Origin of the sequence: Devosia sp. Leaf420 (assembly GCF_001425445.1) — a bacterium.
GTDB lineage: Bacteria > Pseudomonadota > Alphaproteobacteria > Rhizobiales > Devosiaceae > Devosia.
This window is the reverse complement of the sequence record NZ_LMQU01000009.1, coordinates 335,708-352,343: the sequence shown is the minus strand read 5'-3', so window position 1 is coordinate 352,343 and position 16,636 is coordinate 335,708. Positions and strand designations below refer to the sequence as shown.

Here is a 16,636-nt window from a genome sequence, read left to right as displayed (position 1 = left end):
CGATGGTTACTGATCCGTTAAGCACGTGCACCAGCACTGGATCAGAATGGGACGCATCAAATGCATCTGCCGACCCGTCGCGCCATCTTCGGCCTACTCGCCAGCAGTCTTTTTGCCGTTTCTATCCCCGCTTTCGCAGACGGTTTTGACGGCGACAATCTCGTCCGTTTTGGCGACGACCAAGGCGTAACCTATGACGATTGGGTCTCGACTGATCCGGTCAGCACCGTCACGGTCAAGAAGATCGAAGGCGGGCGCGTGAGCTACGTCACCATCACCAAGACAGCGACCGGCACCTATTCGGATGATGGCATCGCTTCGCCACATGTGCAGTATCCAGGCGTCAACGAACGCGATAACGCATTGAATCAATTCAGCTTTTCAAGCTGGAACAATGGCCATTGGAACCGGATGCGGACCTATAATGGCAATTCCTACGTGTCGGTGACGACCTATAAGACCCATCGCGGCCAAACCCGCACCTCGACCTGCATTTCCACGGCAAGCTTTTATTATTGCTAGGCTTTTAGCCGAATAACCAACCGCGCTTGAACTTGTAGAAAACGTGCAACCCGATCTGGGTGACCTTCTCCATGCGCGGTGCCCATTTGGGGCTGACATAGGTCGCATGGTAATGCGTCGCGGTGCCGACTTCGGTCAGGTAAAGCTCACCGGCGAGGAAACGGTTGGCGATATCTTCGGCCTGAACCCAGGGCTCGCGCTCGCTGATGACCTCTGGAATGCCGTCGCAGGCAAACGAGAACTGGCAGGCATTGCGCTTGTCCTGGTTCTGGAACACCACACCACAAATCGTGCTCGGATAGCGATGATCTTTGACGCGGTTCATGACCACCTGGGCCACGGCCACCTGACCGCGATAGCTTTCGCCACGCGCTTCGAAGTAGATCGCGGTTGCAAGGCACCACTTCTCGCGGTCTGATACTTCAACAGGGGCCATGGTCGAAAAAGCCCCGGTCACCGGGGCATTGGCGCGGGCATAGGCCAGTTGTTCGGAAGCGACGGCAGGCATCATTGGACCCACGGGACCAAGCGATGCCGTCTGCGGCGCGATACCGGCGATGGCATCGAGTGCCGCTGCCGTTGCCGGATCGATCGAAGCCACCGACATGCGCGGCCCAGTTTCTTCTGGCTGGTTTTCGAGCGCAGCGACGCGCGATTGGCCGAGCGCATTGGGATCGACATTCTCGTCGCGCAGCGCTGCAATCTGCATGCGCGCCTGCTCAAAATTCTTGGAAAAGGCCGCAACATCGACCGGCGGACGATAGCGATCGGTCTTTTCCGACCGGTTTGGCCCGGTAAAGCTGATGGATTTGAAGAGGTTGTCGACGGAGCCAGTGATGACAGGCTCGGCGCCAGTATAGCTCAGGCTCGCCAGAGCCAGCTCGGGTTTGGTCTGGTCAGGCAGATCGGAAGACGGACCGAAGGCGCCTCCCGCAAAGCCCATATAGGCGACGGAGGCAAACAGTCCCAGCGCCAAGGTCTTGGCGACTGGAAAACTCCGGCGAACCGCTCTAGCCGCGTGCGAACGCACGACCGGCCGGTGTGGATGGGCCATAAACTCTACTCAACGCTACGCAACACGAACTAAGCTCGGCAAAGGTGACGCTAAAATGCCGATAGTTGTGATGATCTCTTATTAAGGTTAGCGCGGAGTAAATTCCCAAGAGGGCGTGCAAAGGGTCAAAGCGCGGCAGGAATATGATCGCCGCTTTTGTCTGAGTTTTTAGCTACAGGCGGCCCGCACCGGCTCGACCTGTTCGAGCACGCCGGCAAGGCTGAAGCGCACAGAAAGCGAGCGCGAATTCGCCGGCGTCACGCGTGTCGTCAGGTTGTTCGAACCTTGCAGTGAATCCAGAAAAGCCAATGAATCCGAGGTGTTATCGATCACGACCGCAGTGTTGGTCCGATTGACATTGAGCGTGCGGCTACGCGCCGCCTGCAGATCCACCTGCGTCGTCAGCCCCGCATCGCGACCTAATGCCGACATAGTATTGCCTGCGTAAGCAAAGGCGATCGTCAGGTTTCCGGCCTCACACGATATCGTCATCGTCGCGGGCATGCGACCGCTTGGGCGCGCTGGAATAAGCTGTTCGGAGTTAAAGGTGACGCTCAGCGCGGCCTCACTCGGACCGTTTCGAAACACACTGTCATAACAGGCGAGGCGTTCGCCATCGGCCACGATGGACGAGCATTGATTTCCCGATTGGGCGGAAGCCGTCCCCGTAAAAGCCAGTGAACCCAAAACCGCAAGTGTCGACCACTGCACACTATTCACCGGCAGTCCTCCCCATTCTTCTTTTCGTTCTTCTCTGCCAACATATTGGGGCAAAAGCGTCGAATGTGAATGGGGTCAGCCAAAAGTGTGGCGCGTCACGTCGCCGCCTGCGCCAGTGTCAGCCGCGCGACCGGTACGCGGTATGGCGCGCAACTCACATAGTCGACGCCAAGGCCGGCAAAATATTTGAGCGAGACGGGATCGCCGGCATGCTCGCCGCAAATGCCGATCTTAAGCTTGGGATTGGCCGCCCTCCCCCGCTCGATGGCGATGGAGATCATTTCGCCGACACCCTTTTCGTCAATGGTCACAAAGGGATCGCGCTCATAAATGCCCTTGCGCTGATAGACGGCAAGGAATGTCGGCGCATCGTCGCGCGAAATCCCGAACGTCGTCTGCGTCAGGTCATTGGTGCCGAAGGAGATGAAATCGACCATGTTGGCGATGTCGCCCGTGCGAAGGCAGGCGCGCGGCAATTCGATCATCGTGCCAAAGGAGAAAGTCACCTTATCCGATTTAAGGAGACCCGAATTGGCGATGATCGCCATCATGCGTTCGCGCACCCAGGCGACTTCTGACGCGGTCGAGACGAAGGGGACCATGACCTCGACGGGAATGGTTTTGTTGAGACGCTCGCTCGCCTCCCGGGCGCCGGCAATCACAGCCTGCATCTGCATCTGCAGAATTTCGGGATAGGTGATGGCAAGCCGCACACCGCGGTGGCCTAGCATTGGATTGACCTCGGCGATCCGTTCGAGCCGCATGCGCAAGGCACGCACGGCAACGCCCAGCGAGGCTGCCGTGTCCTCGATTTCCTCTTCGCTTCGCGGCAAGAATTCATGCAGCGGCGGATCGAAGAGACGGACGGTCACGGGCAGTCCACCCATCACCGAGAACAGCGCCGAATAGTCGCCCGTCTGGAAATCGACGAGCCCGTTGACGGCAAGACTGCGCGCCTCCTCGTCCTCGGACAGGATCATGCGCCGCAGCGCCACCATGCGCTCGGGCGAGAAGAACATGTGCTCGGACCGCGCCAGACCAATGCCCTCGGCCCCAAAACTCAGTGCCGTTGCCGCGGATTCAACCGTCTCGACATTGGTGCGGACGGAAACGGCGCGGCTCGCATCGGACCAGCCGAGCAAAGTGCCGATCGCCCCGCCGATATGCGGCTGCGAAAGGGGCAGTGTGCCGGTATAGACCGAGCCGTCGCTACCATCGATCGTCAGCCGATCACCGGGCCGGAATTCCCGCGATCCGATGCGGCAGACCATTTCCACCGTATCGACCGACAGTGTGCGAACCCCCGCCACGCAGGGCTTACCGGTGATACGCGCGATAACCCCGGCATGGCTCGTCATGCCGCCACGCGCCGTCAGGATGCCCGTTGCGGCCTTCATGCCTTCGATATCGGCCGGCCCGGTTTCGTTGACGACAAGAATGCAATGCTTGCCCCTCGCCCGTAGTCGCGCCGCATCGTCGGCGGAAAAGGTGATGATGCCGCTCGCGGCCCCCGGCGACACGCCCAGCCCCGTCGCGATCGGCACCACATCATCAGTTGATTTGATGCGCGGATGCAGCAATTGCGGCAAACGGTTTGGATCGACGCGGCTCACCGCATTATGCGGCGACCAGATCTTGTTCTGCACCCGATCGACCGCGGCCTCGAGTTCGGCTGCTGCCGAAGCCTGCACGGGACGGGCCGAGAGAAACTGCACCTTGCCGCGATTGATCGTCACGAGGCAGGCCATATGGCGCCCGGCCTTGGCATCGAGCAGCGAGATCAACGATCCCACACCTTCTGGCAGCTTAGACAGTGGCACCCCATTGAGCGGCGCGGGCCCCAATGCCCCCGTCGTCGCATTGCGCGTCAGAAACTGTTCGATCTCGCCTTCCGCCGCGACCTGCACCAGCACGATCTGCCTTGCCCGGTCGTCATCCTGACGGAAACTCGCCCATGACTTCTGCGGAAAGCCATAGCTGTCGAAGGCTTGCTTGACCGCCTTCGCCAGAGCCCGGGTCGGATCGACGGAATCTTCTGGCGCTGTCGGCGCCGCAATGCCGATACGGGCCGGCTGCAAGCCACTATTGTGATTTGCCGCCGAGGTGCGCACCGCCAGCAGGGGCGGCTTTCCGTCCTTATCGACGAGCTTGAAAAGGCAAGTCACCCAATGGGTTCTGAGGCGCGTATCGAGCCGGCCCCGTTCGGCCTGCAGTGCCTCCCAAGCGGCACGGGTAATCGCGATCGTGGGCACCGTCGGAAAACCCGCCTCGCCGACGCGAAAAATCCAGCGCGCCTTGCCGGCTAGCAGTTTGAGCTGCGCGGCAGTGAGGTTTGCCTTCCCCTGGGCCGGAACGATCGCAAACATTTCCTGGGCAAGACTCACCGGCCAACCGTCCCTGACTTCATTGTCGCCTCATATTGCCTCAGCGCCCCCTCCGGCTGCAACAGCACTTGACTTGAGGGGTTACCGAAAGCATCTGATCTCTCATGGAAAAACGGCCACACCTCGACATCCTGCTCTGTGCACCCCGTGGATTTTGCGCGGGCGTTGATCGCGCCATCCAGATTGTGGAGCTGGCGCTGCAGAAATATGGCGCGCCGGTCTATGTGCGTCATGCAATCGTCCATAATAAATACGTGGTCGAAGGCTTAAAGGCCAAGGGCGCGGTGTTCGTCGAAGAGCTCGACGAAATCCCGGCTACCGAGGCGCCCGTGGTGTTTTCGGCCCATGGTGTGCCCAAAAGCGTGCCGGCCGATGCCAAATCGCGCAACATGTTCTTCCTCGATGCCACTTGCCCGCTCGTGAGCAAAGTCCATGTCGAAGCCTCGCGGCATTTCGAAGAAGGTCACGAGATCGTGCTGATCGGCCATGCCGGACATCCCGAGGTCATCGGTACAATGGGCCAATTGCCTGAGGGCGCCGTCACGCTCATTGAAACCGTTGCCGACGCGAATAGCTTCACGCCGAAAAATCCCGACACGCTTGCCTTCGTGACCCAGACGACCCTCAGCGTCGATGATACGCGCGAGATCGTCGCTGCCCTTAAGGTGCGCTTCCCCGCGATCAACGGACCGCACAAAGAAGACATCTGCTACGCAACGACCAATCGCCAGGAATCGATCAAGGCCGTGGCGCCGATGGTGGAAGCCATGATCGTGGTTGGTTCGCCCCACTCCTCGAATTCCCAGCGCCTCGTCGAAGTCGCCCTTCGCAGCGGTTGCAAAATCGCGACCCTCGTTGATCGCGCCAGCGAAATCGACTGGTCGCTTTATGGTGATATCAAGTCGCTCGGCGTCAGCGCGGGTGCCTCGGCCCCAGAAAGCCTCGTCGAGGAAGTCATCGATGCCTTTGCCGCGCGCTATGACGTGACGGTCGAGACCAAGACCACGGCCGAAGAAAATATCGCCTTCAATATTCCGAAGGTGCTGCGCACCATGGAAGTGGCCGTCGGCCGATGAAAGACCTAGCCCTGTTCGAGACCGAAAGGCTGGTGCTGTCCGGCTGGCGGCTCGATCAACTCGATGATCTTGTGGCGCTCCATGGCACGCCCAATGTCGCTCGCTATCTCTCGGCAAGCGGCGAGCCCTGGCCACGCGAAAAGGCCGAGGCTGCGCTGCGCGGTTGGATCGATCTCTTTGAAACCCGCCAATTGGGCAAGCTGCGCCTCACCCGCAAAAGCGATGGCGCCTTTATCGGCCGCGCCGGCTTCGGCATCTATGGCCCCACTGGCGAGCCCGAAATCGGCTATGCGCTTTTCGAAGAGCACCACGGCCAGGGTTTTGCCAAGGAAGCGGCCGCCGGCCTCCGCGATTGGTATTTTCGCGAAACGACCGGCACGCATTTCATCGGCTTTGCTGATACGCGCAACGAACCCTCCCTTGCCGTCCTCCGCAAGATCGGCATGGAGCCGACACACGTTGAGGTCGAGCCCGGCGGATTGACCTGCCAATTCCATATCCTGAGGCGACCAAGCATTGGCTGAACCTGTCATCATCCATACCGACGGCGCCTGCTCGGGTAATCCCGGCCCCGGCGGCTGGGGCGCCATCCTGCAATTCGGCCAACACCGCAAGGAGCTGAAGGGCGGCGAAGCGCACACCACCAACAACAAGATGGAGCTCACCGCCGCCATCGAAGCACTGAATGCCTTGACGCGCCCCTGCGCCATCGACCTCCACACCGATAGCCAATATGTCAAAAACGGCGTTCAGGGCTGGATCCACGGCTGGAAGAAAAACGGCTGGAAAACCGCCGACAAGAAGCCGGTGAAAAACGTCGAACTCTGGCAAGCGCTCGACGAAGCCACCAAGCGCCACCAGATCTCCTGGCACTGGGTCAAAGGCCACGCCGGCGACGAACTCAACGAACGCGCCGACGAACTCGCCCGCGAAGGCATGGCGCCTTTCAAGGGCAAAAAGGCCCCGGAGGGTTTCGCGCCACCGTTTTGAGGTGTTCTTTCTCAGTAGTCCTCATGGTGAGGTGCGAAGCGTAGCGTAGCCTCGAACCACGAGGGCGTGGCAATGCCACATCTTGGCACGCCCCCGCCCTTCGAGGCTCGCCCTTGGCGAGCACCTCAGGATGAGGGCTACTACAGCTGGGCGCCAGTTGAGGCCCGCTTCGGCAGCATCCGCTTAATCGCCTTCCAAGCCGGCGCAATCACATAGCCTGCGACTGGGATCAGCAACGCCCCAAGGGCTAGTCCAAAGAAAAAGTCCACAAACGCCGTCGCGAACCACCCTGCTACCGCAGCGATCGACGGGAAGATGTGCTCGGCCCAATGCGCTGCGGCTTCGATCACATGCTCGGGCCAATCGAGCCCAAACTCATAAAGCCCATGCGCGACGATCGAGCCACCGACCCAGGTCATGGCCGCCGTCCCGATGATGCTGAGCGCCTGCATGAAATAGGGCATGCCGACGACAAGCCCCCGGCCGAACCCGCGACCCGCGCCGGTCTTGCCATTCTTGGCCATGAACAGCCCGAAATCGTCGGCCTTCACGATCAGCGCCACGGCGCCATAGACGACCACGGTGATGCCGATCCCGGCCACAGCGAGCACAGCCGCCCGGGTCCAGAAATCACCCACTTCGATCGCGGCGAGGATGATCGTCATGATCTCGGCCGAGAGAATGAAATCGGTCTTGATCGCGCCGCCGACTTTTTGATCCTCGAGCGTCTGCGGGTCGATCGCTGCGGGCTCCAAGCCTGCTTCATGATGCTCCGCCTGATGCGGCGCGAACATATGAAAGACCTTCTCGGCGCCTTCGTAGCAAAGGTAGGCGCCGCCAATCATCAGCAGCGGCGTAATCAGCCATGGCGCGAAAAAGCTCAGCAGTAGCGCCGCTGGCAAAAGGAACAGCAGCTTGTTCTTGATCGAGCCCCAGGCGATCTTGCCGACAATCGGCAATTCGCGGTCAGCCGTAAAACCCTGCACATAGTTGGGGGTCACCGCCGCGTCGTCGATCACCGCCCCCGCCGCCTTGGCACCCGCCTTGGCCGCCTGCCCCGCGACATCGTCGAGCGAGGCAGCAGCGACCTTGACGAGCCCGGCGACGTCATCGAGCAAAGCAAGCAGGCCAACACTCATGGCGGTCCTCAATCCGTTGATGCGAAAGCAAAACCGCGCCACCAGGGCGCGGTTGCATTTAGCCGGCGACTTTGCCGAAATCGGCCACGAGATGCATAGTGTCGCGCAGCCGCGCGAGGAGATTGAGGCGATTGGCACGCACAGCCTGGTCGGCATCGTTGACCAAAACCGCCGTAAAGAACGCATCGACAGGCGCTCGGAGCGTCGCAAGCTCCGCCATCGCGCCCTTGTAGTCGTCCTTGGCCACATGGTTCGTGACCGCCGCGTGGACCGCATCCACCGCAAAGGCCAGCGCCTCTTCTTCCGGCAGTTTCAACGCCGCCTGATCGACTGCACCAGCGAAGGCCTTGCCGTCCTTTTTCTCTTCGGCCGCCAGGATATTGGCGGCGCGGCGATAGCCGGCGAGGAGGTTCTTGCCATCGTCGCTCGACAGCAAGGTCGACAGCGCTTCGGCACGCTGCGTGATCTGGAGAATGTCGTTGCTGTCGCCCGAAATGACGGCATCGACGAGATCATGCCGCGCCCCAGCATCGCGCAGCGACACCTTTAGGCGATCGTGGAAGAACGCCAAGAGATCGGCATCGACCTTGAGCGGGAATTTCAGACCATTTTCGGTGATGATGCGGATCACGCCAAGCGCCGCACGGCGCAGCGCGAAGGGATCTCGCGAGCCGGTCGGCTTTTCGTCGATCGACCAGAAGCCCGAGAGCACATTGAGCTTGTCGGCCAGTGCCACGGCAATCGAAACCGGCTCCGTGGGCACCCGGTCCGAAGGCCCGACGGGCTTGTAGTGCATTTCGAGCGCATTGGCGATTTCAGCCGGCTCGCCCTGCGCCGTCGCATAATAGCGGCCCATCAGGCCCTGCAATTCGGGGAATTCGCCGACCATGCCGGTGACGAGATCGGCCTTCGCCAGCATCGCCGCACGCTTGGTCTTTTCGACATCGGCGCCAACCTGCGGCGCGATTTCGGCCGCCAGCTTTACCAGCCGCTCGACCATGGCGAACTGCGTGCCGAGCTTGGCGTGGAACACCATGTCTTCGAGCTTGGGCAGACCATGCTCGAGCGGAATAGCGAGATCACCCTGATAGAAGAATGCCGCATCCGAAAGGCGCGCGCGAATGACGCGCTCATTGCCGGCGATAACAACGGCGCCGCCATCCGCCGGGATCGTGTTTGCCGTGATGATGAAATTGGGCGCCAGCTTGCCAGTCGCATCGCGCAGGCAGAAGCATTTCTGGTTGGCGCGGATCGTCGCGATGATCACTTCCTCGGGCAGTTTGAGGAAGTCTGGATCGAACGACCCCATCATCACATTGGGCCACTCGACGAGACCCGCGACTTCTTCGAGAAGACCCTCGTCGTGAATGACGGTCAGGCCCTGTGCAAAAGCCAGGTGATCGGCCTCGCCCCGGATGATGTCCTTGCGGCGATCGATATCGAGAACAACCTTGGCGCGCTCAAGCGCGGTCACATAGTCGTCGAACCGCCGCACCCGGATCGCGTCGGGCGCGAGGAAGCGGTGGCCAAAAGTCGTTTGCGCGGCAGCGGTGCCAGCAACCGTAAAAGGCACGACGGTCGGTTCGTCATTTTCGGTGCCAAACGTCGCGGTGATGGCGCGAAGCGGACGGACCCAGTTAAAGCTGCCCGAGCCCCAGCGCATGGATTTGGCCCAGGGAAATTCGGTCAGGATTTTCGGCAAAATACCGGAGAGCAGCGCCACGGCGTCAGCGCCGGGCTTGTCAATGACGGCAACGTAAAAGTCGCCCTTTTTCGGATCGCTTTCGACCTTGGCCTGATCGAGCGAGGTGAGCCCCGCCGAGCGCAGGAACCCGTCGATCGCCGGCTGCGGCGCACCGACCTTGGGACCCTTCTTTTCTTCGCGCGTATCCGGCGAGCGCGCCGGCAGGCCATTGACGGTCAGCGCCAGGCGGCGCGGCGTCGCAAAGGCTTTGGCGCCCTCATAAACGAGACCCGCATCGACCAAGGCATTGGTGACGGCTTTCTTGAGGTCCTCGGCAGCGCGACGCTGGAAGCGGGCGGGGATTTCCTCGGAGAAGAGTTCAAGCAGGAGTTCGGGCATGGTCTAACCAGTCAAAGAGCGCGTGTTTGCCTAGCAAGTGCATCGGCCAATGTCCACCAAGCGCTTAACCCGAACGCGCCAAGTGGAGATCGAGCCGCTCCCGCACCGCGTTCATCACCGGCTTGGGCACCTTCACATAGCCATCCCGGCCAAGCCATTCGAGCGTGTCGTAGCGCATCAGCAAAAACTGCAGGACCAGAAACGTCAGCTCGTCCTCGACAGGCGTCCCCAGCAAAAGCGCGCGCTGCGGCTCATCGAGATAATGCCGCGCCGAAAGGGTGCGGTCGCCAAGCGTAAAGTCATAGTCGATATAGTTGTAGAAATAGCCGAACTGGCCGGGCAGGTTGGGGTCCGGGTCGCCAAACTCGACGCGGTGATAAATGGCGACAGGCGCGATGACGTCCTGCTCATAGGGTGAGGCCGCCACTACCAGCCCCCGCCTCCACCGCCGCCACCACCCCCGCCGGAGAAGCCGCCGCCACCGCCGCTCGAGCCGGACGAACTTGCCTGCACCGGCTGCGCTGCGATCATCGCTGCGGCCATGCCGGTCGTTGCGGCGCTGACGGTGTTGGAAATCGAGCCCGGCGAAAAACCGCGCGAGCCGCCCGAATACCAATAGGGATTGTAGCCAGTGCTCGACACATCGCTGACGGCATTCCGCGCCAGCTCGGATTCGAAATGCTCCGACCACGGTTTTTCAACGCCAAGCGCGATGGCATAGGGCAGGATTTTTTCAAACCGCTCCACCGTCATCGGCGGCTCCGCCGTCATGTTGAGCCGCTCTTTTTCAGCCGTATCGAGATAGAGTTTAAAGCCCTCGATCTCGTCCATCACCTTGCGGCCCTGCACGGTCGGTGCGCGCATCAGAACCGCGAAGATCGCGGTGATCAGCACCATCGAACCTGCCGCCAGCGCCGCCGAATTGATCGTCACGCCCGAGAAGGTCTCGAGCATGCCCGCGACGAAGTTGAAGCCGAAAATGCCGATAATTGCGAGCGTCAGATAACGCTGCCAGCCCCCCTGTTTCATCACACTGAAAATGATCGAGCCGACCACCGCGGCAAAAATGCCGCCGACAAAGGCGACGATCAACCAGACCGGCTCCAGCACATCGAGCGCCACCATGCCGACCAGCATCAGAATGGTCAGGACTACGCTCAACGCTGCAAAACCGAAATTGTGGTTGAACCAGATTTTCTGGTTTTCACGCTGGATGGCGCTCATGAATTCGCTGCGCTGCCGCGCCAGTTCGACGCCCGTCGATTTGCCGACAGTCACCTCGCCCTGGCTCGAAAAATAGCGATTGAGCACTTCCTCCCCAACCGGCAGCGGCGCATCGGGCGCCTTGCCGGTCGCTTGGACGGTGAGCCCATCGTCGGTGTTCTTGATCGTCACCAGCCCCTTGACCCCAAGATCAAAGATCGCCGCCGTCATCGCCGTCCAGCCAGAATTGGCAAAGCCCCATTTGTGGACATAGTGCGTTAGGGCCGGCGAGAAATTCTTGGGCGGATGAAAGAGCGGAATGATCGTGCCCTTGGGCGGATCGCGGCCAACGCGTATCCAGGCGCCAAAATTGTAGAGGAGCAGCAGAAGCACCGCGACGACTGGCAGCCAGACCTCGCGCAGGTCGGACGCTTCCTGCACCAAGGCATCGACGCCGGTCGGAAAGGCAATGATGCCCTTTTGGAATGAAACGGCAAAGCTCATCCCCTCCCCCGGCCCCAATTCGCGCTGGGTGCGGAACGTCGCCTGATTGTCCGATGTCGGCGTGATGGTCACGGCCGTTTCCGTCGAGCCGACATCGCCGGTAAAAGCCGACATGTTTTCGATGACGGCGCCCTCAGGCAGCGTCACCCGCGCGACCGAGCGCAGGATCGGAAAATTCCAGTAATTGCCCGTCGCGTTCCAATAGAGCTCGTCATAGGTCTCGAATGGCCGCGCCATCCGGTCCATGGTGTAGGTGATGACGAAGCGATGCACGCCGCGATCAATGAACTGGTCCGGGTCGCCGATCCAGATGCGCTGGAAATTGCCCATGCGCTCGGTGCGGAACATTTCCGCATTACCGTCGCGCGTCACCGATTCGACCTCAAGCCCGACACGGATCTTGTTGCCCGATGGCCCCTGCAGCACGGTCGGAATATCGCGATAGATGCCGCGGCGGATGTCCAGCCCTTCGGCATTGACATCAACGGTTTCGATCACGCGCACCGATCCATCGGTGCGCAGCGTCACGTCCGAGGCAAAGGCGCGGATTTCCTCGCGCCCTAAGGCCGGCACGGCAAGAACAACCAGCGCCAGAAGCGCCGTGACCCAGGCGGCAAGTGCCTTCATGTCTTTAGAACTTTACCACCGGCGCCTGCCGCTCGGCTTCGTTGTCGAGCTCGAAATACTGCGCCTTCTCGAATCTGAAAGTGTTGGCGACGAGGTTGGAGGGGAAGGATTCGACCTGGATATTCAGGTTGCGCACTGCGCCATTATAATAGCGCCGCGCCATCTGGATTTCGTCTTCCACCGTCTGCAGCGCCGTCTGGAATTCGAGGAAAGTGGTGTTCGCCTTGAGGTCGGGATAGGCCTCGGCCACCGCGATCAGCCGCCCCAGCGCCGAAGACAATTCGCCTTCCGCTTTGGCGCGGGCCTCCGGGCCGGCCGCGCTTGCGCTCGTTGCCTTGGCGCGCGCTTCGACCACGGCCTGCAGCGTCTCGCGCTCGTGGCCCATATAGCCCTTCACCGTCTCCATCATATTGGGAATGAGATCAGTGCGGCGCTTCAATTGTACGTCGATGCCGGACCAGCCTTCGGCCACCATCTGCCGGTTTCGGACAAGGCCATTGTATATGACGATGGCATAACCGACGACGCCCACGACCAGGGCAAGAATGACCCATTCCATTGCGCTCAACTCCCTCAAGCCAACGGAGCGGACACTGGCAGTTTGGCTTGGCCAATGCAACGGGGCGCGACAGCCCCGGGCTTGACTTCGAGGCATCAATGCATAGCTTTGTGGGCATGAACACCATGCGCCACACCTATCGCCGTATCGTCCTCCTCGCAGGATAGAGACCCTAGGCATGCGCCCGCCGGAGCCTGCTTAGGGCTCGGCACTTCGCCCCACCGGCATCTTTTTATTTTTTCACAACGGCTCCAACCGCCGCAGTTTTGCGCGCCGGGCCGACGGGACCTATCATGACTGACATCCGAAAAGACCTCGCCCCTGCTATCGTCTTAGGCAAGAGCGACTACGCCAAACTCACCGCCCTCGCCGAAGCCGGCCTCGACCGCTGGCCCGACCTTGCCGATCGGCTACTTGCTGAACTCGAACGCGCCAAAGTGGTCGCCGACGACAAGGTGCCCGAAAGCATCGCCCGCATGGGCTCATCCGTCACCTACAGCACCAATGCCGGCCAGCAGCAGACCGTCACTCTCGTCTACCCCGCCGATGCCGACATCGACCAGGGCCGCATTTCAGTGATGACACCAATCGGCACCGCATTGATCGGCCTCAAAACCGGCCAATCCATCACCTGGCGCGACCGCGCGGACAAACGCCACAAGCTGACGGTGGAAGCAGTAAAAGCACCGGTGGAGGCTTAATCGGCTTTTGCTCGGAGAACCACCTGTTATAGACCGCGCTCGGACAGCATTGCTTCGAGATCATCGATCAACGCATCATGCTGACCGCGCGCAATCGCGCCGATATGGCGCAGCCAGACCCACATCGAAACCCGATGCAGCAGCGTATAGAGCCAGAGCGCGCGCTGCGGTTCTGGATGGTCGATCACGCCATAGCCTTCGAGCAATAGAGCGCCTGCGCCCGACGCCATATGCTCGGTACAGAAAATTGCCTTGGCGAGGTCGAAGATAGCATCGGCCGCGAGCGCATTTCCAAAGTCGATCAGCCCCGTCACGACTGCCGCGCCGTTCCTGACTTCAGCGAGGACATTGCCAATTTGGAAATCATTGTGGGCAAAGACGGGACCAAGACTGTGATCGGCTGCATCCAGATGCGTGGACACGGCCACTTCCATTCGCACCGCCAATTCGGCCGCCCCACCTTCCGCGCGGAAACGCTCAATCGCCGCGGTGGCAAAGGCTGTGATGAAGGCTGGATTTATCCGATGTCGGCGCGTGTCCTCGCCGTCATCAATCGCCCCATATAAAGGACGCGACACACGGTGCACCTGTCTTAGTAGCGCGCCCATCTCCCGGTAGGCACTATCGAGCCTGATGCCGCCCGCTAATTTGAGTTGCTCAAGAGTTTGTCCGGGCAGATAGCTTGTCACCGCAAAACGATAGGGAAGCTGGGTGCAGCTTTCGTCAGACAACAGATAGCGCGTTGCAGCCACGCCCGCGTCCGCCAAAAGCTTTGCCGCATGAGCCTCGCGCGCTGGCGCCTTGCCGCGCGAGTCGTCATAGGTCTTGATATTGACGCGCTTACCGTTTGTGAGATCGACGCGGAACACTGCGTTCGATCCACCCGGCATCCTTATCACGGCCAGCGCTGGTGGCAATCCGATAACATCAAGGATCGGAGCAAGCTGATGGAGCGTCGGAGTGACTAGGCCATCCGACGCCGCCGCCATTACTCCGCGCCGCCGCCCGCTGTCTGCAGCCATGCTTCGCCGCAGGATTTGGCCAATTCGCGGATGCGCAGGATATAGCTCTGGCGCTCGGTGACCGAGATCACGCCGCGCGCATCGAGCATGTTGAAATTGTGCGCGGCGCGCAGCACCTGCTCATAGGCGGGGATTGCCATGGTCTGGCGATTTGCTTCAGCGCCCTTGGCGAGAATGGCGCGGCATTCCTTTTCCGCATCGGCAAAGTGGCGGAACAGCATCTCGGTGTCTGCCGCCTCGAAATTGTACTTCGATTGCTCCTGCTCGTTTTGCAGAAACACGTCGGCATAGGTCACCTTCGCATCGCCCACGCCGCCGTTGAAGTTGAGCTCCATGATGGAGTCGACGTTCTGGAGATAGCAGGCCAGCCGCTCCAGCCCATAGGTCAATTCGCCCGCGACCGGATTGCACTCGAAACCCGCAACCTGCTGGAAATAGGTGAACTGGCTGACCTCCATGCCGTCGCACCAGACTTCCCAGCCCAGCCCCCAGGCGCCGAGCGTGGGGTTTTCCCAATCGTCCTCGACAAAGCGCAGATCATGCACTGCCGGGTCGATGCCGATGGCATAGAGTGACTGGAGATAGAGCTCCTGGATATTGTCCGGCGATGGTTTGAGGATCACCTGGAACTGGTAGTAATGCTGGAGCCGGTTGGGGTTCTCGCCATAGCGTCCGTCCTTGGGCCGGCGCGACGGCTGAGCATAGGCTGCGTTCCAAGGTTTTGGCCCCAGCGCACGCAACACCGTGCCCGTATGCGACGTCCCCGCACCCATCGGCATGTCATAGGGTTGCAGAATGACGCAGCCCTGCTCGGCCCAGAAATTCTGAAGCGTCAGGATCAGACCCTGGAAGGAATTCTTCGGGTCCATGTGAGCGGGGCGGTTGGTCATCGGTAAAGTCCTGCACTTGTGCGGGACAAACCTCTAGTTTGACCGCATGGTCGGGTCAATGGCGCAGAGTGGAGGCTGAAACGGGTGTTGGACGACGCAGCGGTGTTGGCGGCTCTCGGTTTTCCCCATGCTCCACTCCTGGGCTCGGGCGGCGAGGCTTGTGTTTATAGCTTAGGGAGCACTCGTGTTCTGCGCCTTATGCGACCGGGCGCGCGCTTTTCTGATGCGCAAGCGAAGGCGCGCCTCCTCAAAGCCATCAAGTCCAATGCCCGGCATCTTGATTTTCTCACACCAGAAGTGCTGGCCATCCATAAAATAGGCAAGCGCATCGCGGTTATCGAACCCACGCTACCCGGCGTCCCGGTGTCGAAGATGCTCGAGATAGTTTCGGGTCTGGAGCGGGTTCGCCTCATCCAAAATTATCTCGACGCCGCCGCGTCTATCTTTTCCATTGTCCTGCCGGCGAACGGCTTCGGGCCACTCACGGGAGATGATGCTCTCCGCCGTGGTTCTTGGAGAGACTACGCAAAGACCCGCATCCTTCGGAGCGCCGGGCATTGTCCCGAGGACCTCCGTGCCGCTGTTCTGGCTCAGGCGGATAGTCCGTTGGATGAACCATCAAAGCCGGCTCTGGTCCATCTGGATTATTTTCCAGCCAACGTTCTCGCCGAAGGAGAACGCATTACGGCCGTTCTCGATTTTGGCGCGTCGTCCGTAATCGGTGACGCTCGTTTCGAACTCTGGAGTGCTGTGGCCTATCTTGATGCAGAGATTTCACCAGCCGCAACCGACGCTGACAGGCAGCAAGCACAGTCATGGCTGGCTGACGCGGGTTTGATGATGGGTTCAGTCCAGCGAAACGATGGCTCGCTGCTTACTGGTCTTTCGCCGCCGACGATGCCGCCCTGATGGCGTGGTGCCGGCGAATTCTTCTGACCTAGCGGTCGTCCCGATCATTCGGCCTGAACGTTCCATCCTTATCGCGTTTGAGGTCGATGACGTCGGGGCGCTGGCGTTCGGCCAGGTCGCGCTCGCGGCGCAGGCGCTTGGCGTCTTCCGCGTCATTGTCGAACTTGCTCGTCCAGTCGCGCCAGATGCGCCTGACGCCGAGATAGACGATGACGGCGAGTGCCGCGAAAATCAGAATGCGTAACGGCATGAC

At 60.7% G+C, this 16,636-nt stretch carries 17 protein-coding genes; 6 read left to right on the top strand and 11 right to left on the bottom strand.

What is annotated here, in order from left to right:
- The first annotated feature begins 60 nt into the window (after positions 1 to 60).
- The gene (locus ASG47_RS06285; protein ID WP_061907868.1) at positions 61 to 522 is read left to right on the top strand and encodes a hypothetical protein; all 462 of its coding nucleotides are present in this window, start codon (positions 61 to 63) and stop codon (positions 520 to 522) included.
- Between the two features lie 4 nt (positions 523 to 526).
- Here ASG47_RS06285 and ASG47_RS21060 read toward each other — a convergent pair whose 3' ends face one another.
- From ASG47_RS21060 to ASG47_RS06270, 3 genes are all read right to left on the bottom strand, one after another.
- Entirely contained in the window at positions 527 to 847 is a 321-nt protein-coding gene (locus tag ASG47_RS21060; RefSeq protein WP_413813453.1) for a cell wall hydrolase, read from the bottom strand.
- Between the two features lie 897 nt (positions 848 to 1,744).
- Complete coding sequence (locus ASG47_RS06275; protein ID WP_156464010.1) at positions 1,745 to 2,296, bottom strand: hypothetical protein; 552 nt, start codon at positions 2,294 to 2,296, stop codon at positions 1,745 to 1,747.
- A gap of 95 nt (positions 2,297 to 2,391) precedes the next feature.
- On the bottom strand, positions 2,392 to 4,680 hold the full coding sequence (locus ASG47_RS06270) for a putative PEP-binding protein (protein ID WP_156464009.1): 2,289 nt from the start codon (positions 4,678 to 4,680) through the stop codon (positions 2,392 to 2,394).
- Positions 4,681 to 4,784: 104 nt separating this feature from the next.
- Between ASG47_RS06270 and ispH the strand changes: the two genes are divergently transcribed.
- The 3 genes from ispH to rnhA are packed head-to-tail and all read left to right on the top strand — an operon-like array spanning position 4,785 to position 6,746.
- Positions 4,785 to 5,756: a 4-hydroxy-3-methylbut-2-enyl diphosphate reductase gene (gene ispH, locus ASG47_RS06265; protein WP_061907864.1), complete on the top strand. Its 972-nt coding sequence runs from the start codon at positions 4,785 to 4,787 to the stop codon at positions 5,754 to 5,756.
- The gene (locus tag ASG47_RS06260; RefSeq protein ID WP_061907863.1) at positions 5,753 to 6,280 is read left to right on the top strand and encodes a GNAT family N-acetyltransferase; all 528 of its coding nucleotides are present in this window, start codon (positions 5,753 to 5,755) and stop codon (positions 6,278 to 6,280) included. Before ispH ends, ASG47_RS06260 begins: the two co-directional genes overlap by 4 nt.
- Positions 6,273 to 6,746 (top strand): ribonuclease HI, encoded by a 474-nt coding sequence (gene rnhA, locus ASG47_RS06255; protein WP_061907862.1) that lies wholly within the window; start codon positions 6,273 to 6,275, stop codon positions 6,744 to 6,746. Before ASG47_RS06260 ends, rnhA begins: the two co-directional genes overlap by 8 nt.
- A 140-nt stretch (positions 6,747 to 6,886) precedes the next feature.
- Here rnhA and ASG47_RS06250 read toward each other — a convergent pair whose 3' ends face one another.
- The 5 genes from ASG47_RS06250 to ASG47_RS06230 all read right to left on the bottom strand — a co-directional run bounded on the left by ASG47_RS06250 (position 6,887) and on the right by ASG47_RS06230 (position 12,861).
- Complete coding sequence (locus ASG47_RS06250) at positions 6,887 to 7,885, bottom strand: DUF808 domain-containing protein (protein WP_061907861.1); 999 nt, start codon at positions 7,883 to 7,885, stop codon at positions 6,887 to 6,889.
- 58 nt (positions 7,886 to 7,943) lie between these two features.
- Positions 7,944 to 9,968, bottom strand: a complete 2,025-nt coding sequence (gene glyS / locus ASG47_RS06245; RefSeq protein ID WP_061907860.1) for a glycine--tRNA ligase subunit beta — start codon at positions 9,966 to 9,968, stop codon at positions 7,944 to 7,946.
- A 64-nt stretch (positions 9,969 to 10,032) separates the two neighbouring features.
- Positions 10,033 to 10,395 carry a hypothetical protein gene (locus tag ASG47_RS06240; RefSeq protein WP_061907859.1) on the bottom strand — a complete coding sequence of 121 codons (363 nt, stop codon included), beginning with the start codon at positions 10,393 to 10,395 and terminating at the stop codon, positions 10,033 to 10,035.
- The gene (locus ASG47_RS06235; RefSeq protein ID WP_061907858.1) at positions 10,395 to 12,302 is read right to left on the bottom strand and encodes a DUF2207 domain-containing protein; all 1,908 of its coding nucleotides are present in this window, start codon (positions 12,300 to 12,302) and stop codon (positions 10,395 to 10,397) included. The genes ASG47_RS06240 and ASG47_RS06235 overlap by 1 nt, the downstream gene beginning before the upstream one ends.
- Positions 12,303 to 12,306: 4 nt before the next feature.
- A complete protein-coding gene (locus tag ASG47_RS06230) occupies positions 12,307 to 12,861 on the bottom strand; it encodes a LemA family protein (protein ID WP_061907857.1) in 555 nt (184 codons plus the stop codon).
- 293 nt (positions 12,862 to 13,154) lie between these two features.
- Here ASG47_RS06230 and rnk point away from each other — a divergent pair, with 293 nt between their 5' ends.
- The gene (rnk, locus tag ASG47_RS06225) at positions 13,155 to 13,562 is read left to right on the top strand and encodes a nucleoside diphosphate kinase regulator (protein WP_061907856.1); all 408 of its coding nucleotides are present in this window, start codon (positions 13,155 to 13,157) and stop codon (positions 13,560 to 13,562) included.
- A gap of 26 nt (positions 13,563 to 13,588) precedes the next feature.
- Here rnk and ASG47_RS06220 read toward each other — a convergent pair whose 3' ends face one another.
- Positions 13,589 to 14,551 (bottom strand): phosphotransferase family protein, encoded by a 963-nt coding sequence (locus tag ASG47_RS06220; protein ID WP_061907855.1) that lies wholly within the window; start codon positions 14,549 to 14,551, stop codon positions 13,589 to 13,591.
- A complete protein-coding gene (locus ASG47_RS06215) occupies positions 14,551 to 15,474 on the bottom strand; it encodes a glycine--tRNA ligase subunit alpha (RefSeq protein WP_061907854.1) in 924 nt (307 codons plus the stop codon). The genes ASG47_RS06220 and ASG47_RS06215 overlap by 1 nt, the downstream gene beginning before the upstream one ends.
- A gap of 87 nt (positions 15,475 to 15,561) precedes the next feature.
- Between ASG47_RS06215 and ASG47_RS06210 the strand changes: the two genes are divergently transcribed.
- The gene (locus ASG47_RS06210) at positions 15,562 to 16,383 is read left to right on the top strand and encodes a phosphotransferase family protein (RefSeq protein WP_162243225.1); all 822 of its coding nucleotides are present in this window, start codon (positions 15,562 to 15,564) and stop codon (positions 16,381 to 16,383) included.
- 28 nt (positions 16,384 to 16,411) lie between these two features.
- Here ASG47_RS06210 and ASG47_RS06205 read toward each other — a convergent pair whose 3' ends face one another.
- Positions 16,412 to 16,633, bottom strand: coding sequence for a hypothetical protein (locus ASG47_RS06205; protein ID WP_061907852.1), 222 nt, complete (start codon positions 16,631 to 16,633; stop codon positions 16,412 to 16,414).
- Between the last annotated feature and the right edge of the window lie 3 nt (positions 16,634 to 16,636).